Raw genomic sequence first — 23,541 nt, forward strand, 5'->3', positions numbered from 1 at the left:
ACCGCTTACTTCGTCTCGATCAGCTCGACCTTGTAGCCGTCCGGGTCCTCGATGAAGGCGATCACGGTGGTGCCGTGCTTCATCGGCCCGGGCGGACGCGGAATTTTGACGCCTTCCTTGGCGAGCTGCTCGCAGGTGCCGTAGATATCGGGAACGCCCAGCGCGATGTGGCCGTAGGCGGTGCCGATGGCGTAAGGCTCGGCCTGGTCCCAGTTGTGGGTCAGTTCCAGGACGGCGGTGTCCTTCTCGTCGCCGTAGCCGACGAAGGCCAGCGTGAAGCGCCCGCCTTCGTAGTCGTTGCGGCGCAGCAGCTTCATGCCGAGCAGGCGGGTGTAGAAGTCCAGCGACTTCTCCAGATCATAGACCCGGAGCATCGTGTGCAGCAGGCGGAATTGGCTCATGGTCTCGTCTCCCAAGCGGGTTCTTGCGCTCTCGTCTTATCCGGCCTCGTCTTATCCGACCGGCCGGCGGCAACCTCCAGCACGACCTGGGCGGCGCGTTCGCTGGGCGGCGTTCCGCCCTGCCCCAACCAGCGCGCCACCTCCGCCACCCCGTCGATCTGCGTCGCGCGGGTTGCGGGATCGTCGAGCAGGCGGCCCAGTTCAGTGGCCAGCCGGTCCGGCCGGCAGTCCTCCTGAAGCAGTTCCGGCACCAGCATGCGGTCGAGCATCAGATTGACCAGATTGACGTATTTGACCCGGATCAGCCGCCGGTACAAGGCCACCGTCACTGGGTTGAGGCGGTAGGCGATCACCGTCGGCAGGCGCGCCAGCGCCAATTCCAGCGCCACAGTCCCGGACGCCGCCAGAGCCGCCTCCGCCGCCGCGAAGGCGTCGTACTTCGGGCCGTCGCCCTCGACGAGGATGGTGGGCATCGGCCAGCCCGCCACCTCCGCCGCCACGCGGTCGCGCACCGTCGCCACGGTCGGCACCACGGCGACCAGCCCCGGATGGTTCGGGAGCAAGCGTTCCAGCGTGGCGCGGAAGTCGGGGAGAAGGCGAGACACCTCCCCCTTCCGGCTGCCCGGCAGAACGGCGACGATGCGCGCATCCGGGGCCAGCCCATGGGCCTCGCGGAAGCGTTGCGCATCGCCATGCCCGGCGCCGCTCTCCACCACCGAATGGCCGACGAAGGTGCAGGGAAGCCCTTCCTTCTCGAAGTAGGGCGGCTCGAAAGGCAGGATGGCCAGCAGATGATCGTAGATCGCCGCGTACTTGGCGGCGCGCTTCGGCTTCCACGCCCAGACAGTGGGCGCCACGTAATGAATCAGCGGGATGCCCGGCGCCTGCGCCTTGACCCGCTTGGACACCCGCACCGTGAAGCCCGGCGAATCGATGCCGACCACCGCGTCGGGCCGCAGCCGCAGGATCTCGGCGACCGTCTGGTCGATGCGGCGCAGCAGGTTCGGCAGATGGGGCAGCAGTTCGAACACGCCGAACAGCGTCAGCTCGCCCATCGGGAACAGGCTGTCCAGCCCTTCCGCGACCATCTTCTCGCCGCCGATGCCGGCGAAGCGCACCCGCCCGCCGGTCAGCCGCTTGCAGGCGGCCATCAGCCGCGCGCCCAGCGCGTCGCCGGAGGGCTCCCCGGCGATCAGGAAAATCAGCGGATCGCTCAAGGCCGATGCTCCGATGAAACGGTGATGCCGACCACGAACAGACCCAGCCGGTCGGCGACCTCGGCCACCGCGGCGCGGTCCACAAGCAGGCTGCCGCCCGCCTCCACCGCGATGCCACGCAGACCGGCGCGGGCAGCGTTCTCCACGGTCGTCACGCCCATGGTGGGCAGGTCGAGGCGGCGGTCCTGCTGCGGCTTCTTCACCTTGACGAGCACGCCGCCCGGCCCGGGCCGCGCCAAGCCGGCGCAGCGGGCCAGCATGGCGTCGGTGCCCTCGATGGCCTCGACGGCGAGCACGATCCCCTGCTGCACCACGGCGCCCTGCCCGACGTCGAGCGTACCTAGTGTGCGGGCGACCTCGACGGCGCGGGCGATGTCGCGCTCCGCCTCGCCGTCTGGACGCAGCCGGCCCACCGGCCCAGCCGGGGTCAGAAGCTCGCCCAGGAGTTCGTGCAGACCGACGACGCGGAATCCCTCACCTTCGAGTTCCCGCGCGACGGAGCGCAGCAGCCCGTCGTCGCCGAGCGCGCGCGTGCCGACCTTGGCGAGGAACTTGGTGGTGTACCAGTCGGGAAGAAGCTCGGTGAAGGACGGCCGGCGCACCGGCCCGGCGAAGACCAGCTCCGCGACCTTCTCCCTCTTCAGCCGGTCGATGATGCTGCCGGCCGCGCCGAAGCGGCTCCACAGATGAGGAAGGCCCTCGACGGTGGCGGGGTCGGTGTGGCCGTCGAAGGCGACGACGAAGACCTCGCGCCCCTGGCCGCGCACCGCGGCGGCGATGCGGGCCGGCAAGGTGCCGCCGCCCGCCAGGATGCCGAGCTTGGGAAGAGGCTGCGACATGGCCGGGACTCTCCCAGACTACGGAACAGAAGAAACCGGAGCGCGACCGCCTCAGCCCTCGCGCGGCTGGCAGAGCGACCGCGAGGCCCGTGCGAAGGTCAGCACGTCGGCGACCAGCGTCTGCTGCCCCATGTCGCGCCCGACCTCCTCCATGCGCTCGGCGAAGGTGCCTTCGTTGCCGAACAGCAGGCGGTAGGCGGCGCGCAGGGCGTGGATCTCGTCCTTCTGGAAGCCGCGACGCTCCAGCCCGACGAGGTTCAGACCGGCCAGACGCGCCCGGTCGCCCATGACGAGGCCATAGGGGATCACGTCCTTCTCCACACCGGACATGCCGCCGATCATGGCGTGCGACCCGATGCGCACGAACTGGCGGACCGCCGACAGCCCGCCGATGGTCACGAAATCGCCGAGTTCCACATGCCCGGCCAGCGTGGCGTTGTTCGCCAGAACCGCGTTGTTGCCGACGACGCAGTCGTGGGCAACATGGACGCCGACCATGAACAGCCCGTTGTCGCCGATCCGCGTGACCATGCCGCCGCCCTCGGTGCCGGGGCTCATGGTGACATGCTCACGGATCTGGTTGTTGCGCCCGATGATCAGTTCGGACGGCTCGCCCTTGAACTTCAGGTCCTGCGGGCGGTGGCCGATGGACGCGAAGGGATAGATGACCGAGTCCTCGCCGATGCGCGTGCGTCCCTCGACCACCACGTGGGAGGTCAGGCGCACGCGGTCGCCGAGTTGGACATCCGGCCCGACCACGCAGAAGGGACCGATGGAAACGTCTTCGCCCAGCGTGGCGGCCGGATCGACGACCGCCGTCGGGTGAATGGAAACGCTCATTTCTCGTCCAGGATCATGGCGGAATAGACGGCTTCGGCGACCAGGACACCGTTGACCTTGGCCTCGCCCTTGAACTTCCACACGTTGGCGCGCTGGCGCTGCTTGGTCACGTGGATGTGGATGGTGTCGCCGGGCGTGACCGGGCGGCGGAAACGCGCCTCGTCCACGGTCATGAAATAGACCAGCTTGCCCTCGGACTCCTTGCCCAGCGTGGCGACCACCAGCACGGCGGAGGTCTGCGCCATCGCCTCGATGATCATCACGCCCGGCATCACCGGTCGCGACGGGAAGTGCCCCTGAAAGAACGGCTCGTTGATGGTGACGTTCTTCACGCCGGTGGCGCTCTCGCCCAGGGTGATGTCAATCACCCGGTCGATCATCAGAATCGGATAGCGATGCGGGATCATTTCCATGATCCGCATGATGTCGAGGTCGGCTATCTTCTTGTTGTCCGCCGTCACATCCATGGTCCGGCCGCCCGCCTTTCAAAATCCACGAAAACGCCCCGCGCCGCGCCTGCGGCGGCACGGGACGAAGCCCCTTGTGCCCCATTTCCAGGGATTTGGCAATCCCGACGCCGCCGGCTTTCCGGCGCCGCCGCGGTCGCGGCACAAACGAAAAGCCGCCACGCCTCCCCGAGAGGAAGCGTGGCGGCTCGTCCGCCGACGCCTTACCGCCGCGCGCGCCTTACTGCTTGGGAACGGTCAGCGCGACCTGGGGCAGCTTCTTGTTCACGCGCTCCAGCACCACGTCGGTGACGTCGAGCTGGGTGTCGACCAGAACGAACTGCTGGCGGGCGAGGACCAGATTGGCACCGCGCTCGCGCGCGACGTCGGCGACAATCTCCACCATGCTCTTGTGGACCACGGCCATCGCCTCGTTCAGCGCGTTCTCCAGGGCGCGCTTGCGGCTCTGCACCGTCTTCTGGACCTCGCCGACCTGCTTCTCGAAGTCGCGGCGCTTGTTGGCCAGCGCATCCGGAGCCAGCACGGTCTGCTGCTTGCGCAATTCCTCCTCGGACTTGCGCAGCTTGTCCTCCAGCGAGGCGATTTCCTTCTGATAGGTCTCGCGCAGCGATTCGAAGGACTTCGAGACGCCCTTGGAGGCGTTCGACTCCTGCATGATCTTCTGAACGTCGACCACGGCGATGACCGGCGCCTTGAGGTTGTCGGTCGGCTTGTCCTGGGCGAAGGACGGCGTCGCCATCGCGACGCCCGCCATCACCGCACCGGCGGCGACCAGCGCCCTGAGCTTGCTGAACTGCATGTTAGAACCTGGTTCCAAAGCTGAAGCGGAAGATCTCTTTCTTGTCGTAATCTTCCTTGAGAATCGGGACCGCAAAGTCAAGGCGGATCGGCCCGAAGGGCGAGCGCCAGGACAAGCCGGTGCCGACCGACAGGCGGACCGATTCGTCGTCGGGAACGAGCGGATCGTTGATGTCGACCTTGCCCAGCGTGCCGACGTCGGTGAAGGCGTGCCCCTTCAACCCGAACTCCTCAGGCAGGCCGACCGGGAAGCTCATCTCGACCGACCCGCGGTAGTAGCGGGTGCCGCCCAGGGCGTCGCCGGTGCGCAAGTCGCGCGGGCCGATGCCGGCGGTGTTGAAACCACGCAGCGTGTCACCGCCGATGAAGAAGCGATCGGACAGGGCGATGCCGTCGTCACCAATGCCGACGATGTAGCCGACCTCGCCGGTGGCGCTGACGACCCAGCTCTCGTCGAACAGTGGCAGGTAATAGCCCGCGCCGAGACGGTTGCGCAGGAAGCGCGCGTCGCCACCCAGGCCCGCGAGATCGTTCGTCAACCGGATATAGTAGCCTTCGGTCGGGTTCAGGCGGCTGTTGCGGCGGTCGTAGGTCAACTCCTGCCCGATCAGCGAGGTCAGGCGCGCGCCCTTCTGGTCCTGGATGTACTGCGACGCGCTGCTGGGGACGCTGGTGATGTCGGTGTTCTGGAGCTGATAATAGACGCGCTGGCGCAGGTTTTCCGTCAGCGGGTAGCCCATGCGCAGGGCCATGCCGGTGCTCTTCTCGTCGAAGGAGCTTTCGTCCTGATAGTCGCGGGTGATGCGGAACAGGTCGAAACCGGCGGACAGGTCGCGGTCGAGGAAGTACGGCTCGGTGAAGGAGACGTCGTATTCCTGGCGGCTGCCCGACACGGTAGCGCCGAAGCGCAGGTCCTGGCCGCGGCCCAGCAGGTTGCGCTCGCGGATCGAGAAGTCGGCCAGCGGACCGTCCGAGGTCGAGTAACCGGCGCCGATGGAAATTTCACCGGTGGACTGCTCGGTCACCTCGACGTTCATCACCGTGCGGTCGGGTGCCGAGCCTTCCGCGGTGGTGATGTTGACGCGCTCGAAGTAGCCGAGATCCTTGATGCGCTGCTCGGAGCGGCGCAGCTTGGTCGTGCTGAACGGGTCGCCTTCGGACAGCAGCATCTCGCGCCGGACCACCTTGTCCAGCGTGCGGACGTTGCCGGTCACGTCGATGCGCTCCACGAAGACGCGCGGTCCCTCGACGATGTCGTAGACGATGTCGATGGTCTGGTTTTCGCGGTTGCGCGAGATGCGCGGCCGGACGTCCACGAAGGCGTATTGCAGGTCGCCGACCGCGTTGGACAGCTTGGTGATGGTGTTCTCCACCTCCTGCGCGTTGTACCAGTCGCCCTCGCGCGTGGTCAGCACGCTGCGCAGCTGCTCCGGGTCCAACGCCTTCAGAGAGGTGCTGATGTCCATCTTGCCGAACTTGTAGCGCTCGCCCTCGTCCACCGTGAAGGTGATGACGAAGTCCTCGCGGTCCGGCGTCAGTTCCGCCACGGCGGAGACGACGCGGAAGTCGGCGTAGCCTTCCTTGAGGTAATAGCGGCGCAGCAGGTCGCGGTCGTAGTTCAGGCGGTCCGGATCGTAGTTGTCGTCCGACGTCATGAAGCGCCACCAGGCGCTTTCCCGCGTCTGGATCGCCTCGCGCAGCGTCCCGTCGGAGAACTTCTCGTTGCCGATGAAGGTGATGCTGCGCACGCCGGTGCGCACACCCTCGTTGATCTCGAACACCAGATCGACGCGGTTCTGGTCGAGCTGGATGATCTTCGGCTCGACGGTCGCGGCGAAGCGGCCCTGGCGGCGGTAGATGTCCAGGATGCGCTGCACGTCGCTTTGAACGCGCGTGCGGGTGTAGACGACGCGGGGACGGAGCTGGATTTCCTTCTCCAGATTCTCCTTCTCGATGCGCCGGTTCCCCTCGAAGGCGATGCGGTTGATGATCGGATTTTCCGCCACCTGCACCACCAGCGCGTCGCCGTCGCGCTTCAGCACGACGTCGGCGAACAGGCCCGTGTTGAACAGGGCCTTCAGCGACTGGTCGATGCGATCGGGATCGAAGGGATCGCCGGGCGCCACCGCGAGGTAGGAGCGGACCGTCGTCGGCTCGATGCGCTGAACGCCCTCCACCCGGATGTCCCGAATGGTGCCGCCCGAGAACATCTGGGCGACCAGCGTCCCGTCACCGAAGGCGGCGGATTTCGCCGCCCCCGAATTGGGCGCGCCCGCCTGGGCCCAGGCTGCGTGGGAAAGGGCAAGAGAAACCGTCGTCATGGCGCAACCGGCCATCAGGCCGAACGCCAGAACCCTGCTCGACACCCGCAAAGCTCGCTCCCTGGCTTTGGGGGCATCCCTCAGGATATCAGCCCCCTAAAGAAATCCACCACGCGAAGCTGAACGAGGTCGTTCCACGTGGCGAAAACCATGAGCGTTAATACCAAAGCAAGCCCGATGCGGAAACCGTATTCTTGTGCTTTAGGTCCGAGAGGACGCCCACGGAGTCCTTCCAGGGCGTAGAACATCAGATGGCCGCCGTCAAGCAGCGGAACCGGAAACAAATTAATCATGCCGAGGTTCACCGACAGGAACGTCATGAACCAGATCAGCGGGTACCAGCCGGATTGGGCGACCTCGCCGGACATCTGGGCGATGCGCAGCGGCCCGCCCAACTCCTCGGTGCCGCGCGATCCCTCGATCATCTGGCCGAGCGCCACGAAGGTGCCGGACACCATGCCGACGACCTCCCGGCCCGCCTGCCACAGGGCGGTGAAGGGGTCGTGGCGCTTCGTTTCCGCTCCGCCGCGCATGATGCCGAGCTGGCCGATGCGGTGGGTGTTGCCGAGTCGGTCGGTGACCTCGCGCACGTCCGGAGTCGCCGTCAGATTGACCGGGCGTCCGTCGCGCTGCACCACCATCTCCAGCGGCGCGCCCGGCTGCATCGAAACGATCTGCCGGATTTCCTCGAATCGCTGGATGCCGCTGCCGTTGATCGAGACGATCAGGTCGCCCGGCTGCAAGCCGGCGCGCTCCGCGGCGCTGCCCGGCTGCACGCCGCCGACGTCCGGCGGGGTGAAGGACTGGCCGGCGGTGGCGAAGAGGATGGTCAGGGCGACGATGGCGAACAGGAAATTCGCGATGGGTCCCGCCGCCACGATGGCCGCCCGCTGGCCGAGCCGCTTGTGGTGGAAGGACACCGCCTGCTCCTCGGCGCTCATGCTCTGCGTGTGGGCGCCGGGCGTGCTCGCCGGGTCGGCGTCGCCGAACATCTTCACATAGCCGCCGAGCGGGATGGCGCTGAACTTCCAGCGCGTTCCGGAGCGGTCGGTCCAGCCGAACAGCTCCGGGCCGAAGCCGATGGAGAAGACCTCGATCCGCACGCCGTTGCGGCGCGCGACGAGGTAGTGACCGAGTTCGTGCACAAACACGAGCACGGTGAGGACCAGCAGAAAAGACAGAAGCGTGGTCCCGAAGCCGCCCATGACGTCCATCACATCCTTTGCATCCCGGAGCGGCTCCTTCGTGGTCCGCGCCCGGAAAAAGACTCAGCGTGCCAGGGCCGCGACCTGGTCCGCCGCCACGCGGCGCGCCTCGGCATCGGTGTCGCGCACCGCGCCCAGGTCGCGGAGCGGCCGGTGCGGCAGCGTGCCCAACACCCCCTCGACGATCCGTTCGATGTCGAGAAAGCCGATCCGGCGGTCGAGAAACGCCTGCACGGCCACCTCGTTGGCGGCACTGAGAATAGTAGGAGCGCCCCCACCGCTTTGCAAGGCGGCCCGGGCGAGCCTCAGGGCCGGGAATCGCTCGGGGTCCGGCGCCTCGAAGGTCAAGGTTGCGGCCTTGACGAGGTCCAGCCGTTCGGCGGGCGTCGGGATGCGCGCCGGCCATCCGAGCGCGTAGGCGATCGGCGTCCGCATGTCCGGCGTGCCGAGCTGCGCCAGGACCGAGCCGTCCACATACTCGACCAGCGAATGCACGACCGATTGAGGGTGGACCAGCACATCGATCTTTTCTTCGGGGATGCCGAAGAGGAAATGCGCCTCGATGATCTCCAGCCCCTTGTTCATCATGGTGGCGCTGTCGATGGAGATCTTGGCGCCCATCTCCCAGGTCGGATGGGCCACCGCCTGCTCACGCGTCGCCGCGGCCATGAAGGCGCGGTCCCTGGTCCGGAAGGGGCCGCCGGACGCCGTCAGGATCAGGCGCTGGACGCTGTCCAGCCGGTCGAAGTCGAAGACTTGGTAGATCGCCGAATGCTCGCTGTCGACCGGCAGCAGGTTGGCGCCGTGGCGGCGCACCTCCTCCATCATCAGGGCGCCGGCGCAAACCAGCACCTCCTTGTTGGCGAAGGCGACGCAGGCGCCGCGGCGCACGGCGGCCAGCGTGGGCTCCAGCCCGGCGGCGCCGACGATGGCGGCCATCACCCAGTCGGACGGACGCTCGGCGGCCTCGGCCACCGCCTGGGGGCCGGCGGCGGCCTCCACGCCGGTACCGGCCAGCGCCGCCTTGAGGTCGGCGTAGGCGGCGGGGTCGGCGACCACAGCCAGCTTCGGGCGGAGCTGCCGCGCCTGTTCGGCGAGAAGGGCGACGTTGCGGTTGGCGGTCAGCGCCTCCACCGCGAAACGCTCAGGATCGCGGGCGACCAAATCCACCGTTTGCGTGCCGACCGACCCGGTCGAACCGAAGATCGTCACGCGGCGCGGCGCATCCCCCGCCCCTTCAGCCTTCACAACCATGACCCAGTCACCACCATGCGATTGCCGTGCCGATGGTCGCGTGGAACAAGGCCAGCACCGGGGCGGCAGACAGCAGCCCGTCGATGCGGTCCAGGATTCCCCCGTGACCAGGAATGAGATGGCCGCTGTCCTTCACGTTGTAACGGCGCTTGACCGCGGATTCGAAGAGGTCGCCCGCTTGCGCCACCACGGCCAGGACGGCGCCCACCGCAAGAGCCAGCAGCGGCCGTTGCGCGCCCGCCGCCAGAGCTACCCCCCACCCCACCAGGGCGGAGGACGCCATGCCGCCGATCAGGCCGGCCCAGGTCTTCTTCGGGCTGATGCGCGGGGCCAGCTTCGGCCCGCCGATGGTGCGTCCGGCGGCGTAGGCGCCGATGTCGGTCGCCCAGACCCCGAGCATGGTGAAGAGGAACAGCGCGAGGCCGGAGTCCGGATCGTCGCGCAGCCACATCAGCCCAGCCAGCCCGGCGACGATGTAGAGGATCCCGCCCCCGGACAGACCGCGGTCCGGCCCGCCCGAGGCCACGGCCACACCAGCGGTGGCCAGGATGGCGACGACGACGGCCGCCCACGGCCCGGCGGCGATCTGCGCCGCCAGCGCCAGCAGGACGCCGGCCACCGATAACGCGATGGCCGCAGCCTTGCGGCGGCAGGGAACGAGGTTGCTCCACTCCACCGCGGAGGCCACGGCGCCGAGCGCGATCAGAACGTGAAACACCCAGCCGCCGGCCCAGACGGCCGCCAGGACAAGCGGAGCCAGGACGAGCGCCGAGATGGCGCGCGTCTTCAGGTCGCCGGATTTAGCGGGTGCCGGTGGTTGCGCCGAAGCGACGTTCCCGTCGGTGGAACTCTTCAATCGCCGCCTCCAGGTCACGCTTGGAAAAGTCAGGCCAGAGCGTGTCCACGAAGACCAGCTCGGCATACGCCGCCTGCCAGAGCAGGAAGTTGCTGATGCGCTTCTCGCCGCTGGTGCGGACGATCAGGTCGGGGTCCGGGATGTCGGCGGTGAACAGGCGTTCGGACAGCCGGTCCTCGGTGATGTCCGCGGGATCGAGCGTCCCCACCTTCACCTCCTCGGCCAGACGCCGCGCCGCCAGCGTGATCTCCTGGCGGGAGCCGTAGCTCAACGCCACCACGAGGGTCAGCTTGCGGTTGTCGCGCGTGAGATTCTCGGCGTTGTCGATCAGGCCGACAATGTCCTTGGACAGGCGGGCCCGGTCACCAATGACGCGCAGGCGCACGCCGTTCCGGTGGAGGTCGGCAATCTCGCTGCGCAGGTAGAAGCGCAGGAGCTGCATGAGGTCGGACACCTCCTCCTCCGGCCGACGCCAATTCTCGGACGAGAAGCTGAAGATCGTCAGATAGCCGATCCCCAGTTCGCCCGCGGCTTCGACCGTCCGGCGGACGGCGTCCACGCCCTTTTTATGGCCGGCGGTGCGGGGCAGCCCTCTGGACTTCGCCCAGCGCCCGTTGCCGTCCATGATCACGGCCACGTGCGCGGGCGGGCGCAGGGGGCGGCTGTCTTCCGCGTCGCGCATGCCGTCAGACCTGCATGATGTCCTTTTCTTTCGCCGCAAGCGCATCGTCGACCAGCTTGATGTACTGGTCGGTGAGCGCTTGGACCTTCTCGCCGAGCCCCTTGTGCTCGTCCTGCGAGATGTCGCCGGCCTTTTCGGCCTTCTTCAGGCCGTCCATGCCGTCGCGGCGAACGTTGCGCACGGCGACGCGGGCCTGCTCGGCGTATTTGTGGGCGACCTTGGCGAGTTCCTTGCGGCGTTCCTGCGTCAGGTCGGGCAGCGGCACGCGGATCGATTGGCCTTCCGTCTGCGGGTTCAGGCCGAGGCCCGAATCGCGGATGCCCTTCTCCACGGCCTTGACCATGCCGCGGTCCCACACCTGCACGACGATCAGGCGCGGCTCCGGCACGCTGACGGTGCCGACCTCCTTGAGGTGCATGCGGGCGCCGTAGGCCTCGATGGTGACGGGCTCAAGCAGGCTGGCGGAGGCACGGCCGGTGCGCAGACCGCTCAATTCCTTGCGAAACGCCTCAAGCGCTCCTTCCATGCGGCGCTTGAGATCCGACTGGAGGTCCGATGTATCAGGCGCAGCCACGGCTCACTCCGTTTCTTCGTTGATGATCGTAAACTTGCCCCGGCCCTGCATCACCTCGGCAAAGGCGCCGGGGGTGTGGATCGAGAACACGAGTATGGGGATGTGGCTCTCACGCGCCAAGGAGATCGCGGAAGCGTCCATCACCTGCAGGTCGTTCGCCAGAACTTCAAGATAGTTCAGGCGCTCGTAACGCTGTGCGTCCTTCACCTTCTTCGGGTCGGCGGTGTAGACGCCGTCCACCTGCGTGCCCTTCAGCAGAGCGTCGCAGCCCATCTCCGACGCGCGCAGAGCGGCCGCGGTGTCGGTGGTGAAGAAGGGGTTGCCGGTGCCGGCGGCGAAGATCACCACGCGGCCTTTCTCCATGTGCCGGATGGCGCGGCGCCGGATGTAGGGCTCGCACACCGACGACATGGGAATGGCCGACTGCACGCGGGTCGCCACACCCATCCGCTCCAGAGCGCTCTGCATCGACAGGGCGTTCATCACGGTGGCGAGCATCCCGATGTAGTCGGCCGAGGCGCGCTCCATGCCGCTCGCCGCACCCTTCACGCCGCGGAAGATGTTGCCCCCGCCGATGACCAGGCTGACCTGGACGCCCAGCTGGATCACCGCCTTCACCTCGTTGGCGACGCGGTTGACCACTTCCGGGTCGAGGCCGTAGTCGCGCTGACCCATCAACGCCTCGCCCGACACCTTCAGCAGGACTCGTTTGAAGCGGATGCCGTCAGCCGGCTCGGTGGTCCCGGTGGTCTGGGCCATGGGGGGCATTCTCCCGGTTGGTGTGAAGAGCGCGTGCGGCGGAACGCCGGGTCCTTACTTCTGGCCGGCGGCGGCGGCGACTTCGGCGGCGAAATCGCTCTCCGCCTTCTCGATGCCCTCGCCCAGCGCGAAGCGGACGAAGCCCGTCACCTTGACCGGGGCGCCGACGTCCTTGGCGGCGTTCTCCACGACCTTGCGGACCTTGGTCTCGCCGTCGATCACGTAGGTCTGCTCCAGCAGCACCACTTCCTCGTAGTACTTGCGGATGCGGCCTTCGAGCATCTTCTCGACGATGTTCTCCGGCTTGCCCGAGGCGCGGGCCTGCTCGGCGAGCACGTTGCGCTCACGCTCCAGGGCGGAGGTGTCAACGTCGGCGATGTCCAGGGCGTCCGGACGGGCGGCGGCGATGTGCATCGCGACCTGCTTGCCCAGCTCGTTCAGCTTGGCGACGTCGCCGGTCGACTCCAGGGCGACCAGAACGCCGATCTTGCCGAGGCCCGGCGCGATGGCCGAGTGGACGTAGGACACGACGACGCCCGCCGGAACCGACAGCTTGGCCGAGCGGCGGATGTTCATGTTCTCGCCGATGGTGGCGATCAGGTTGGTCAGCTCTTCCTGGACCGTGCGGCCGGCGTCCGGATAGGCGGTGCCCTTCAGACCCTCGACGTCGCCCGAACCGGACAGGACCAGCTCGGCGGCCTTCAGGGAGAAGGCCTGGAACTTGTCGTTGCGCGCGACGAAGTCGGTTTCGGCGTTCACCTCGACGACGGCGCCCGCGGTGCCGGCGGTGGCGACGGCGACCAGACCCTCGGCGGCGACGCGGCCGGACTTCTTGGCGGCGGCGGCGAGGCCCTTCTTGCGCAGCCAATCGACGGCGCCCTCGAGGTCGCCCTGGGTCTCGGCCAGCGCCTTCTTGCAGTCCATCATGCCCGCGCCGGTCTTCTCGCGCAGTTCCTTGACGAGCGCGGCGGTAATCTCGGCCATGGTTTCGCCCTCTTCCTTCCGAACAGATCCAAGCGGATCGGGTTGATCCAAACAACTCATAAAAAAGGCAGCCGGGCCATAGGTCATAAGGCCCGGCTGCCCCGTATCACCGGGATCAGGCCTGGGCTTGCTCAGCCGGCGCGGCCTCTTCCGCTTCGGCTTCCGGCAGCTGCTCGGCCGGAGCCTCCTCGCTGGAGCCGACGTCGATGCCGGCGGCGCTCATCTCGGCCTGCAGACCGTCGAGCACGGCGCCATTCACCAGCTCGCAGTACAGGTCGATGGCGCGCAGGGCGTCGTCGTTACCCGGGATCGGGAAGGCCACGCCGTCCGGATCGGAGTTGCTGTCGATCACCGCGATGACCGGAATGCCGAGCTTGTTGGCTTCCTTGACGGCGATCGACTCCTTGTTGGTGTCGATGATGAAGAGGACGTCCGGCAGGCCGCCCATCTCCTTGATGCCGCCCAGCGCGCGCTCCAGCTTGTCGCGCTCGCGGGTCAGTTCGAGGATTTCGCGCTTGGTCAGGCCCGAGGTGTCGCCGCCCAGACGCTCTTCCATCTCGCGCAGGCGCTTGATCGACTGGGAGATGGTCTTCCAGTTGGTCAGCATGCCGCCGAGCCAGCGGTGGTTGACGTAGTACTGGCCGCACTTCGACGCGGCCTCGGCCACCTTCTCCTGGGCCTGGCGCTTGGTGCCGACGAACAGGACGCGGCCGCCGCCGGCGACGACGTCACGGACGGCCTGAAGAGCACGGTGCAGAGCCGGGACGGTCTGCTCCAGGTCGATGATGTGCACGCCGTTGCGCACGCCGAAGATGTACGGACCCATCTTCGGGTTCCAGCGACGGGTGTGGTGACCGAAGTGGACGCCGGCTTCGAGCAGCTGGCGCATGGTGAAAGACGGAATAGCCATTTGGAAAAGTCCTTTTCCGGTTGCTCCGCCGCGGGCACTGTCCGTTTGACAGGACACCGGATCGGGCCATCGGGGTAAAGCCGAGGGACCGCCAGCCCGCGTGAGGTTTTGACGACGGCGCTTACATAGCCCGCCGGAACCGCTTTGGCAACACCGGTTTGGCAATTCGGTCGGGAGCGCGATCCTGTTTTTTCAGCGGCTAACCGCGATCTTGATCGCTGTGCCAAAGCCGCAGGATCGAAACGGTTTCGTCCTCGCCGATGTCGTAGACGATGACATAGGGACGGACGACAACCAGTTCTCGCGTACCCTCGACCAAGCCCCGGCGACCGCGTCGCGGAAAAACCTGCAGGCTATCTCCCGCCAGAACCAACTCCTGGGCCAAGCGCCGCGCGGCGATCGGATTTTCCTGCGAGATGTATTGCAAAATGCGGACGAGATCAGCACGCGCTGCCGCTCGCCAGACGACCGTCACAGGTCGCGAGTTTCCGGTGGCTCCGCACCGAACTCACCCTCGGCCACCCGCAACAGCCATTCCCGCATCCGCTCGTGCGGCACACCGCGCCGGTCTGCGCGCGCCTTTGCCACCGCAGCCTTCAGGGCGTCGGATTCCGCGGCTTCATCGTCGATCTGGCGGGCGAGGTTCGGCATGGCTTGAATATGACATCCCGGCGCGGCCTTTTCCAGCTGTGTACCCGATTACAGTTCCACCACCTCCACCACGCCCGGCACCGCCTTCAGCGCGGCGCGGCTCTGGTTGGTGATGTTGAAGGAACCGGGAAGCTGGATCTCCACCTCCTTCAACGGGTCGATCTCCACCAGCAGGTGGATCTTTCCCTTGCCGCGGGCCAGCCGCTCCAGCATGCCGCGGATGCTCTCCACCGGACCGCCGTCGCGCACCACCACCTTCAAACCGTCGGAGACCTGGGCGACGGCGTCCTCCAGCGGCTTCACCTCCTGGCAGGTCAGGCGGATGTCCTCGCCGTTCATCTGGACGTCCACGGTCATCAAAACCGGGCGCCCGGCCTCCAGCAGGTCGCGGTTGGTCGCCAGCACCTCGGAGAAGACCGTCACCTCGTAGCCGCCGCTGCCGTCGGACAGTTCCACGAAGGCGAAGCGGTTGCCGGACTTCGCGGTCTTCTCCTTGCGGCTGACCACGATGCCGGCGACGCTGCGCCGGGTCGAGCCGCCGCCGGTCACCGCCGTGGCGAGGTCCGCCGAGCGCACCACCCTCATGCGGGCCAGCGGACCGGCGAAGGCGTCCAGCGGGTGGGCGGACAGGTAGAAGCCGATGGCGCCGAACTCGTGCTTCAGCTTCTCCAGCGGCTCCCATTCCTTGACCTTGGGCAGGTCCGGCTCCTTCAGCCCGCCCCCGGCGCCGCCGAACAGGTTGCCGATGCCGCTGTCGCGCTCCGCCGCCTCGGCCTGGGCGTAGCGGATCAGCGTCTCCAGCGCCGCGTGGACCTGGGCGCGGTTCGGGTTGATGCCGTCGAAGGCGCCGGCGCAGGTCAAGTTCTCCAGCTGGCGCTTGTTGATGGTCTTCAGGTCGAGGCGGCGGGCGAAATCGAACAGGCTTTTATAAGGGCCGTTCTTCCGCCGCTCCTCCACCACTGCCTTCATGGCGGGCAGGCCGACGCCCTTCACCGCGGCCAGCGCGTAGCGCACCGCCTTGCCGCCGTCGGGCAGCGCCTCCACCCCGAAGATGCTGTCGGACTTGTTGATGTCCGGCGTCAGCAGCTTGATCTTAAGCCGCACCAGCTCCTGCCGGAAGACGTTCAGCTTGTCGGTGTTGCCGAGGTCGAGCGTCATCGACGCCGCCATGAACTCCACCGGGTGGTTCGCCTTCAGATAGGCGGTGTGGTAGGCGACCAGGGCGTAGGCGGCGGCGTGGCTCTTGTTGAAGCCATAGCCGGCGAACTTGGCCACCTGATCGAAGATCATGCTGGCCTGATCCGGATCGACGCCCTTCCCCTTGGCGCCGACGACGAACTTGTCCCGCTCCTTGTCCATCTCCTCCTTGATCTTCTTGCCCATGGCGCGGCGCAGAAGATCGGCGCCGCCCAGCGAATAGCCGGACAGCACCTGGGCGATCTGCATGACCTGCTCCTGGTAGATCATGATCCCGAAGGTCTCCTTCAGGATCGGCTCCAGGGCGTCGTTCATGTAATCGGCGGGCTCCTCGCCGTTCTTCACCTTGATGTATTTGGGGATGTTGTCCATCGGGCCGGGGCGGTAGAGCGACACCAGCGCGATGATGTCCTCCAGCCGGTTCGGCTTCAGCCGGCGCAGCACGTCGCGCATGCCCGAGCTTTCCAACTGGAACACGCCGGTCGATTCGGCGCGGCCCAGAAGCTCGTAGCTCTTCACGTCGTCCAGCGTGACGGTGGTCAGGTCCGGCTTTTCCGGGATCAGGTCCACCGCCGTCTTCAGCACGGTCAGTGTCTTCAGGCCGAGGAAGTCGAACTTCACCAGCCCGGCCTGCTCGACGAACTTCATGTTGAACTGGGTGACCGGCATGTCCGAGCGCGGATCGCGGTACAGCGGCACCAGATCGTGCAGCGGCCGGTCGCCGATCACCACGCCCGCCGCGTGGGTCGAGGCGTGGCGGTACAGCCCCTCCAGCTTCAGCGCGATGTTGACGAGGCGCGCCACCGTCTCGTCCCCGTCACGGGCCTGGCGCAGCATCTCCTCGCTGTCGAGCGCCTGCTGGAGCGTCACCGGGTTGGCCGGGTTGTTCGGGACCATCTTGCAGATCTTGTCCACCTGCCCGTAAGGCATCTGGAGCACGCGCCCGACGTCGCGCAGCACGGCGCGGGCCTGCAGCTTACCGAAGGTGATGATCTGGGCGACGCGGTCGTAGCCGTACTTGTCCTGGACGTAGCGGATCACCTCTTCGCGGCGGTCCTGGCAGAAGTCCACGTCGAAATCGGGCATCGACACGCGTTCGGGATTCAGGAAGCGCTCGAACAGCAGGCCGAAGCGCAGCGGGTCCAGGTCGGTGATGGTCAGCGCCCAGGCGACGACCGAGCCCGCGCCCGACCCGCGGCCCGGCCCCACCGGGATGTCGTGCGACTTGGCCCATTTGATGAAGTCCGACACGATCAGGAAGTAGCCGGGGAACTTCATCGATACGATGACGTCCAGCTCGAACTCCAGCCGCTCGAAATAGGTCTTGCGGGTTTCCGCGCGCTGCTCCGGCGTCATGTCCAGGCTGTAGACGACGCTGTTCAGCCGCATTTCCAGACCCTCGCGGGACTGGGCGCGCAGTTCCTCCCCCTCGTCGCGGCCGCCCTCGCAGGGGAAGGGCGGCAGGATCGGCTTGATCGGCTTCAGCAGGAAGGAGCAGCGCCGGGCGATGGCGACCGTGTTGTCCACCGCCTCCGGCAGGTCCTTGAACAGGTCCCGCATCTCCTCGGCCGACTTGAAGCGGTGGTCGGGGGTGAGGCGGCGGCGCTCGGTCTGGCTGATGTAGGCGCCCTCGGCGATGCAGAGCAGCGCGTCGTGCGCCTCGTACATGTCCTCGGTCGCGAAGTAACAGTCGTTGGTGGCGACCAGCGGCAGGTCATGGGCGTAGGCGAGGTCGATCAGCGCCGGCTCGATGGCATCCTCGATCACCTGGAAATGATCGCGATGACGCTGGAGCTCGACGTAGAGCCGACCGGGAAACAGCCGCTTCAACCGCTCCAGCACGTCGAGCGCCAGATCCTTCTGCCCCTCCCCCAGCAGCCGCCCGACCGAGCCGGCGGGGCCGCCGGTCAGCGCGATCAGCCCGGCGGAGTGGCCCTCCAGCGCGTCCAGCGGGATTTGCGGCCCGGCCATCGGGTCGGATTCCAGGAAGGCCTTGGAGACCAGCTTCATCAGGTTCCGGTACCCCTCGTCGTTCTGGCAGAGCAGGACGAGCTGGTCGGGGATCGACGCCGTCTTGCCCGGCAGGCCCGGCTTGCCGTTGGCGGGGCCGACTCGGGTGATGCCCAGGACCGTGCCGATGATCGGCTGCACGCCCGAATCCGCGGCGGCCAGCGCGAACTCCAGCGCGCCGAACAGATTGCCGGTGTCGGTCACGGCGACCGCCGGCATGCCCTTCTTCTGGCAGAGCTTGACCAGCTCCTTCACCTTGATGGCGCCCTCGGACAGGGAATAGGCGGAGTGGACGCGCAGGTGGATGAAGTCGGCGTGGGGCATGGCGGAGATGGGCACCGGTTCCAGCGAAGGGGGGAAGTCTCCCCTAGTCGTCGCGCATCCCGCCCGCATCTGCAAGGGACCAAGCGCGGGCCCGGCCATGCGGCAATGCGCCGGCCCTATCGAAGGTAAGGGAAGATTTCCCGATCATGCGTGTTCGTGCTATCGAAAGAGGCAGAGCCACGATCCAAGAATGACCCGTTCCATGCGCCGCATCCGCTCCAGCGCCGTCCTGGCGGTGCTGGCGGCCACACTCCTCACGGCTTGCCAGACCACCGGTGCCCCCGCACCGTCCGCGGAGCAGACCCACCGGCCGCCGCCGCCCGAAACCGCCGCCTCCCCCCTGTCCGATGCGCCGGGGCGCGTCGTCGCGCAGAACAAGGGCTGGGTCGTGCGTGCCCACCCGGCGACCAAGACCGGCTCGGCCTACTGCTATGCCACGCGGACGGACGACTCCTCCCCCCTCTCCTTCCGGGCGACGGCGAAGGGAGCCGCCATGCTGGTCAACGCCGACCAGCACGCCCAGGCCAACACGGACACGGAAAGCCGCCTGACCGCCATCTTCCCCGACGGCGAGACCATGGCGCTGGAGGCCAGCCCCATGCCCGACGGCGGCGTGGTGGTTCCGGTCGAACTACCGAAATACGAGGATCTCTTCGAACCCTTCATGCGGTCGCGCGCGGTGACGCTGCAACGGGACGGCGGCGGGACGGACATCGGCGACGTCAACCTGGGCGGTTCCTCCTGGGCGCTGGCGGCGTTGGACGAGTGCCGCATCCTGCACACGGACAAGTAAAGCGATGCGGACGCTCTCACCCGTGTTGCGTGCCATTGCGCCACGTTGACTGCCGGGTCTTGCGGGTCTAGCCTCGACCCCATGCGCACCGCTCACATTGGCCTTGCCCTCGTCGTTGCGGCGATCTGGGGCCTCAACTTCGTCGCCATCAAGGTCGGTCTGGCGGATTTCCCGCCCATCCTGTTCTGCGCCCTGCGCTTCGCGCTGGCGGCGCTGCCGCTTCTTTTCCTGGGGGTTCGCGGCGGTCCGCCGGTGCCCTGGCGCTTCATCCTGGGCATCGGTATGGTGCTGGGGGTGGTGAAGTTCTCGCTGCTGTTCGTCGGGATGGACATCGGCATGCCGGCAGGGCTGTCGTCGCTGGTGCTGCAATCGCAGGCCTTCTTCACCGCCCTGTTCGCCGCGGCGGTTCTGGGCGAGCGGCCCGGACCGAAGCAGGTGTTGGGCATGGCGGTGGCCTTCTCCGGAATCGGCCTGATCGCGCTGGAGATGCCGGCGGGCGATTCGCTGCTCGGGCTGGGGCTGGTCATCGCCGCCGCTGCGACCTGGGGCGTGGCCAACCTGCTGATGAAGCAGGCCAAGGCGCCGGACCTGTTCCGCATGATGCTGTGGATCAGCGTGGTGCCGCCGATCCCGCTGCTGCTGCTGTCGCTGGGGCTGGAGGGGCCGGACCGGGCATGGCAGGCCCTGACCCATCTGACTCCGCTGGGAGTCGGGGCGGTGGCCTACATCGCCTTCGGAGCGACGCTGTTCGGCTTCGCCGCCTGGGGCTTCCTGCTGCGCCATTACCCGGCGAGCCTGGTGGCGCCCTTCTCCCTGCTGGTGCCGGTCTTCGGCATGAGTTCCAGCGCGCTGTTCCTGGGGGAGAGCTTCACCCCGCTGAAGATGGCCGGCGCGCTTCTCGTCCTCGCCGGGCTGGCGGTGGCCGTGCTGAAGCTGCCCTCCGCACGGCCCGCCACCCATCGGCTCTGACCCGGCCCTACGACTCGGTCATGACCGGTCAGGTCAGTTTCTTCTTCAGGAATTCCACGGACCGGCCCCAGGCGAGGTCCGCCGCTTCCTTGTTGTAGCGCTCCGCCGACGTGTCGTTGTGGAAGGCGTGGTTGACGTTCTCGTACATGAAGAGTTCGTAGGACTTGCCGGCCTTCTTCAGGGCCTCCTCATAGGCCGGGACCTTGGCGTTCACGTTGTTGTCCAGCCCGGCGTAATGGAGCTGGAGCGGCGCCTTGATGGTGGTGACCAGCGCCGGGTCGGGCGACGGACCGTAGAAGACGACGCCCGCCTTGAGGTCCGGCGCCTTGATGGCCAGCCGGTTGGTCATGCCGCCGCCCCAGCAGAAGCCGATGGCCCCCACCTTGGCGTTCGAATAGCGATAGGCCATGAGGTCGCTCATCGACGCGATCAGGTTGTTCACCGCCTTGTCGGGGTCGAGTTGACCGATCATCTCGCGGGCGCGGTCGGGGTCCTGCGGGGTGCCGCCCAGCGGGGACAGCAGGTCCGGGGCCATGGCGACGAAGCCGGCCACCGCCAGCCGCCGCGTCACGTCCTCGATGTAGGGGTTCAGGCCACGGTTCTCGTGGACCACCACCACCGACGGCGCCTGCTCGGCCAGCTTCGGGCGCGCCCGATAGGCTTGAACGTCGCCGGTCGCACCCTGGAAGGTGACGCGGTCCGTGGCGATTCGGCTGTCATCCTCCGGCACCTCGGCGGCCAGGGCGTAGTTCGGCTCGATCTGTGAGAGGATCGCCGGTATGGCCGCCGCGCTGCCCGCCAGCACCGCCAGCCGCTCCAGAAAGACGCGGCGCGGCAGCGGCCGATGGGTGTACTCGTCGTACAAATCGATGATCTTCTGATCCATGGACTCCGGTCCCTCCTTGTTGGGTTGCGCGAAGTCTGCCCCAGGACGCGCCGATCACCAATCCGCCGAACGGCGATGCCACTCTTACGCGGTTTGGCCGGTTGCCCGGCCGCGCCACGACGGCGATCAAACCCGGGCGTGCTCCACGAGAAGACCGTCGCTCATCTCGAACACCCGGTCCATGCGGTTCGCCAGCTCCAGATTGTGGGTGGCGATCAGGGCACCGACACGGGCCTGTCGGACGATGGTGGTCAGCATGGCGAAGACCCCCTCCGCCGTGTGCGGGTCGAGGTTGCCCGTCGGCTCGTCGGCGATCAGCAGGCCCGGTCCGTTGGCCAGCGCGCGGGCGATGGCGACCCGCTGCTGCTCGCCGCCCGACAGGCGGGCCGGACGATGGCCGGCGCGCGGCTCCAGCCCGACCATGCGCAGCAGTTCCAGGGCGCGCTCGCGGGCGGTGCGCTTGGCGACGCCGTTGATCATCTGCGGCAGCACGATGTTCTCCAGCGCGGAGAATTCCGGCAGCAGGTGGTGGAACTGGTAGACGAAGCCGACCGAGCGGCGGCGCACCTCCGTCCGCTTCCCGTCGTCCAGGGCGGACACGTCGGTCCCGGCGATGCGCACGGTGCCGGCGGTGGGGCGCTCCAGCAGGCCGGCGATGTGCAGCAGGGTCGATTTTCCGGCGCCCGACGGGCCGACCAGAGCGACCAGCTCGCCGGCATGGACGGTCAGTTCCGCCCCGCGCAACACCTGAAGCTCCGTCCCCGCCTGCTCGAAGGTGCGGACGATCCCCGACAGTTCCAGCATCGGCTCACTCATAGCGCAGGGCCTCCACCGGATCGAGGCGGGCCGCCCGCCAGGACGGGTAGACGGTGGCGGCGAAGGACAGGCCCAGCGCCATCAGGGTGACCTGGACCACCTCCGACCAGTCGATCTTCGCCGGCAGTTGCGACAGGAAATAAATTTCGGCGTTGAACAGGTTGGTGCCGGTCAGCGCCTGGATGCCCTGTCGGATCGTCTCGATGTTCAGCGCGAAGGACACGCCCAGCGCCACCCCCAGCAGCGTCCCCGCCACCCCCACCGAGGCGCCGGACAGGAAGAAGATGCGCATGATCATGCCGCGGGTGGCGCCCATGGTGCGCAGGATGGCGATGTCCCGCCCCTTGTCCTTCACCAGCATGATCAGGCTGGAGATGATGTTGAAGGCGGCCACGGTGATGATCAGCGACAGGATCAGGAACATCACGTTGCGCTCGACCTGGAGCGCGGTGAAGAAGCTGGCGTTCGACTGCTGCCAGTCGACCACCCGCCCCACCCCGGCCACCACCGCCTGGATGGCGTCGCGCGCCTCCCGTATCCGGGTCGGGTCGCTGACGAAGACCTCCAGCGAGGTCACCGCCTCGCCCGTGCGGAAGAAGGCCTGGGCCTCCGGCAGGGGCAGGAAGATGAAGCTGTTGTCGTATTCGAACATGCCGACGTCGAACACGGCGCCGATGGTGAAGCTGCGCATCCGCGGCACCGTGCCGAAGGCGGTGACGTTGCCCTGCGGCGCGATCAGGGTCAGCTGATCGCCGACCACCAGACCCAGCCGCTGCGCCATGCGGATGCCGATGGCGATGTTGTCCTCGCCGAAGGCTTCCGCCGTGCCGCGCACGATGTTGCGGGACAGCGTCGGACGCACCCGGAAGTCCTCCGGCCGCACGCCGCGCACCACCGCGCCGGAGGCGACCCCGCGCACCGAGACCAGCGCCTGCCCCTCGACCGTCGGCGTCACGCCGACCACGCCGGGCACGCCCTGGAGCCGCTGCACCAGCGGGTCGTAGTCGGGCAGCGGGCCGCCGCGGACGCTGTAGACGTTGAGATGGCCGTTCAAGCCGAGCACGCGGCCCAGAAGCTCCGCCCGGAAGCCGTTCATCACCGACATCACGATGATCAGCGTCGCCACGCCGAGCGCGATGCCCAGCAGCGAGAATCCCGCGATGACGGAGATGAACCCTTCCTGGCGGCGCGCCCGCAGATAGCGCATCGCGACCATGCGTTCGAAAGCGGAGAAGATCATGAGTTGTCCTGGGAGGGCACGGAAACGGCGTTTCTTGCGAAACGCCGCTCCGAACATAAGGCCGTGACCGTGGCAGGAAAAGGGCGACGGCCCCCTGCCCACGGCCTCAGGACATTTCCGTGATGTCCGCGACACCTTCGGCATGAAGCAGCCTCAGCGTTTCCAGCGTCGCGATGCACAGTTGAACCGTGGTTTCGGTCGTCGTGGTTACCACCGCATGGGCTTGCGACTGTCCGGCCGCCGGAGAAGCGCCAGGGCCGGCGGACCCGACGAGCGCGTCCGTGGTGGCAACACTCGCCTCCCCGGTGGTCACGATCCAGCGGAACCGGCCGATGCCCTCGCCCTGGACCTGACAGCGCAAGGAAGCCAACAGTTTGAAGATGCGGCCCGCTGGCAAAAGAATGCCCTGGTCGGACACCGTCAGCCTGCCTCCCAACGGTTTGTCGAACCGCAGGAAATCGCCTTCCGTCAGGGAAGCGCCGGGGCTGGAGACAAGGGAGACGACCACCCAGAGCGGAGGTCGGACGGACACGGCGCGCACCGCCATG

At 67.5% G+C, this 23,541-nt stretch carries 24 protein-coding genes; 2 read left to right on the top strand and 22 right to left on the bottom strand.

The annotated features are described in order from the left end of the window. Positions 1-5 precede the first annotated feature (5 nt). The 18 genes from gloA to dnaE all read right to left on the bottom strand — a co-directional run bounded on the left by gloA (position 6) and on the right by dnaE (position 18,289). Positions 6-401 carry a lactoylglutathione lyase gene (gene gloA, locus DS837_RS20090; RefSeq protein ID WP_149166390.1) on the bottom strand — a complete coding sequence of 132 codons (396 nt, stop codon included), beginning with the start codon at positions 399-401 and terminating at the stop codon, positions 6-8. Further along, positions 398-1,618: a lipid-A-disaccharide synthase gene (gene lpxB, locus DS837_RS20095; RefSeq protein ID WP_149166391.1), complete on the bottom strand. Its 1,221-nt coding sequence runs from the start codon at positions 1,616-1,618 to the stop codon at positions 398-400. The genes gloA and lpxB overlap by 4 nt, the downstream gene beginning before the upstream one ends. Continuing rightward, complete coding sequence (locus tag DS837_RS20100; RefSeq protein WP_149166392.1) at positions 1,615-2,457, bottom strand: LpxI family protein; 843 nt, start codon at positions 2,455-2,457, stop codon at positions 1,615-1,617. The genes lpxB and DS837_RS20100 overlap by 4 nt, the downstream gene beginning before the upstream one ends. Before the next feature lie 51 nt (positions 2,458-2,508). Continuing rightward, the gene (gene lpxA, locus DS837_RS20105) at positions 2,509-3,297 is read right to left on the bottom strand and encodes an acyl-ACP--UDP-N-acetylglucosamine O-acyltransferase (protein WP_149166393.1); all 789 of its coding nucleotides are present in this window, start codon (positions 3,295-3,297) and stop codon (positions 2,509-2,511) included. After that, the gene (gene fabZ / locus DS837_RS20110) at positions 3,294-3,764 is read right to left on the bottom strand and encodes a 3-hydroxyacyl-ACP dehydratase FabZ (RefSeq protein ID WP_035673111.1); all 471 of its coding nucleotides are present in this window, start codon (positions 3,762-3,764) and stop codon (positions 3,294-3,296) included. The genes lpxA and fabZ overlap by 4 nt, the downstream gene beginning before the upstream one ends. A gap of 220 nt (positions 3,765-3,984) precedes the next feature. Beyond that, positions 3,985-4,563, bottom strand: a complete 579-nt coding sequence (locus DS837_RS20115) for an OmpH/Skp family outer membrane protein (protein WP_149166394.1) — start codon at positions 4,561-4,563, stop codon at positions 3,985-3,987. A 1-nt stretch (position 4,564) separates the two neighbouring features. Then, positions 4,565-6,928, bottom strand: coding sequence for an outer membrane protein assembly factor BamA (gene bamA, locus DS837_RS20120; protein ID WP_425599266.1), 2,364 nt, complete (start codon positions 6,926-6,928; stop codon positions 4,565-4,567). A 35-nt stretch (positions 6,929-6,963) separates the two neighbouring features. Beyond that, positions 6,964-8,097 carry an RIP metalloprotease RseP gene (gene rseP / locus DS837_RS20125; RefSeq protein WP_149166396.1) on the bottom strand — a complete coding sequence of 378 codons (1,134 nt, stop codon included), beginning with the start codon at positions 8,095-8,097 and terminating at the stop codon, positions 6,964-6,966. A gap of 54 nt (positions 8,098-8,151) precedes the next feature. Then, the gene (locus tag DS837_RS20130) at positions 8,152-9,342 is read right to left on the bottom strand and encodes a 1-deoxy-D-xylulose-5-phosphate reductoisomerase (protein ID WP_149166397.1); all 1,191 of its coding nucleotides are present in this window, start codon (positions 9,340-9,342) and stop codon (positions 8,152-8,154) included. A gap of 7 nt (positions 9,343-9,349) precedes the next feature. After that, entirely contained in the window at positions 9,350-10,198 is an 849-nt protein-coding gene (locus tag DS837_RS20135; RefSeq protein ID WP_149166398.1) for a phosphatidate cytidylyltransferase, read from the bottom strand. Next, positions 10,143-10,880, bottom strand: a complete 738-nt coding sequence (locus tag DS837_RS20140; protein ID WP_149166399.1) for an isoprenyl transferase — start codon at positions 10,878-10,880, stop codon at positions 10,143-10,145. The genes DS837_RS20135 and DS837_RS20140 overlap by 56 nt, the downstream gene beginning before the upstream one ends. A 4-nt stretch (positions 10,881-10,884) precedes the next feature. After that, positions 10,885-11,454: a ribosome recycling factor gene (gene frr / locus DS837_RS20145; RefSeq protein WP_114858465.1), complete on the bottom strand. Its 570-nt coding sequence runs from the start codon at positions 11,452-11,454 to the stop codon at positions 10,885-10,887. A gap of 3 nt (positions 11,455-11,457) precedes the next feature. Continuing rightward, a complete protein-coding gene (gene pyrH / locus DS837_RS20150) occupies positions 11,458-12,213 on the bottom strand; it encodes a UMP kinase (RefSeq protein WP_145678217.1) in 756 nt (251 codons plus the stop codon). 54 nt (positions 12,214-12,267) lie between these two features. Further along, positions 12,268-13,197, bottom strand: a complete 930-nt coding sequence (gene tsf, locus DS837_RS20155) for a translation elongation factor Ts (RefSeq protein WP_035673097.1) — start codon at positions 13,195-13,197, stop codon at positions 12,268-12,270. Between the two features lie 115 nt (positions 13,198-13,312). Beyond that, positions 13,313-14,107, bottom strand: coding sequence for a 30S ribosomal protein S2 (gene rpsB, locus DS837_RS20160; RefSeq protein WP_035673095.1), 795 nt, complete (start codon positions 14,105-14,107; stop codon positions 13,313-13,315). A 199-nt stretch (positions 14,108-14,306) separates the two neighbouring features. Then, positions 14,307-14,582, bottom strand: coding sequence for a type II toxin-antitoxin system RelE/ParE family toxin (locus tag DS837_RS20165; protein WP_149166400.1), 276 nt, complete (start codon positions 14,580-14,582; stop codon positions 14,307-14,309). Beyond that, on the bottom strand, positions 14,579-14,758 hold the full coding sequence (locus tag DS837_RS20170) for a hypothetical protein (RefSeq protein ID WP_149166401.1): 180 nt from the start codon (positions 14,756-14,758) through the stop codon (positions 14,579-14,581). The genes DS837_RS20165 and DS837_RS20170 overlap by 4 nt, the downstream gene beginning before the upstream one ends. Before the next feature lie 48 nt (positions 14,759-14,806). Continuing rightward, positions 14,807-18,289, bottom strand: a complete 3,483-nt coding sequence (gene dnaE, locus DS837_RS20175) for a DNA polymerase III subunit alpha (RefSeq protein WP_149166494.1) — start codon at positions 18,287-18,289, stop codon at positions 14,807-14,809. A 190-nt stretch (positions 18,290-18,479) separates the two neighbouring features. Here dnaE and DS837_RS20180 point away from each other — a divergent pair, with 190 nt between their 5' ends. Next, positions 18,480-19,082 (top strand): hypothetical protein, encoded by a 603-nt coding sequence (locus DS837_RS20180; RefSeq protein ID WP_149166402.1) that lies wholly within the window; start codon positions 18,480-18,482, stop codon positions 19,080-19,082. Positions 19,083-19,163: 81 nt separating this feature from the next. Continuing rightward, positions 19,164-20,051: an EamA family transporter gene (locus tag DS837_RS20185; RefSeq protein WP_149166403.1), complete on the top strand. Its 888-nt coding sequence runs from the start codon at positions 19,164-19,166 to the stop codon at positions 20,049-20,051. 28 nt (positions 20,052-20,079) lie between these two features. Here DS837_RS20185 and DS837_RS20190 read toward each other — a convergent pair whose 3' ends face one another. The 4 genes from DS837_RS20190 to DS837_RS20205 all read right to left on the bottom strand — a co-directional run bounded on the left by DS837_RS20190 (position 20,080) and on the right by DS837_RS20205 (position 23,540). Beyond that, positions 20,080-20,937 carry a dienelactone hydrolase family protein gene (locus DS837_RS20190; protein ID WP_149166404.1) on the bottom strand — a complete coding sequence of 286 codons (858 nt, stop codon included), beginning with the start codon at positions 20,935-20,937 and terminating at the stop codon, positions 20,080-20,082. A gap of 126 nt (positions 20,938-21,063) precedes the next feature. Next, the gene (locus DS837_RS20195) at positions 21,064-21,753 is read right to left on the bottom strand and encodes an ABC transporter ATP-binding protein (protein WP_170295923.1); all 690 of its coding nucleotides are present in this window, start codon (positions 21,751-21,753) and stop codon (positions 21,064-21,066) included. Next, a complete protein-coding gene (locus DS837_RS20200; RefSeq protein ID WP_149166405.1) occupies positions 21,746-22,993 on the bottom strand; it encodes a lipoprotein-releasing ABC transporter permease subunit in 1,248 nt (415 codons plus the stop codon). Before DS837_RS20200 ends, DS837_RS20195 begins: the two co-directional genes overlap by 8 nt. Positions 22,994-23,099: 106 nt before the next feature. Continuing rightward, entirely contained in the window at positions 23,100-23,540 is a 441-nt protein-coding gene (locus tag DS837_RS20205; RefSeq protein WP_149166406.1) for a hypothetical protein, read from the bottom strand. Between the last annotated feature and the right edge of the window lies 1 nt (position 23,541).

The sequence above is a fragment of the Azospirillum brasilense genome, from assembly GCF_008365405.1.
GTDB lineage: Bacteria > Pseudomonadota > Alphaproteobacteria > Azospirillales > Azospirillaceae > Azospirillum > Azospirillum brasilense_D.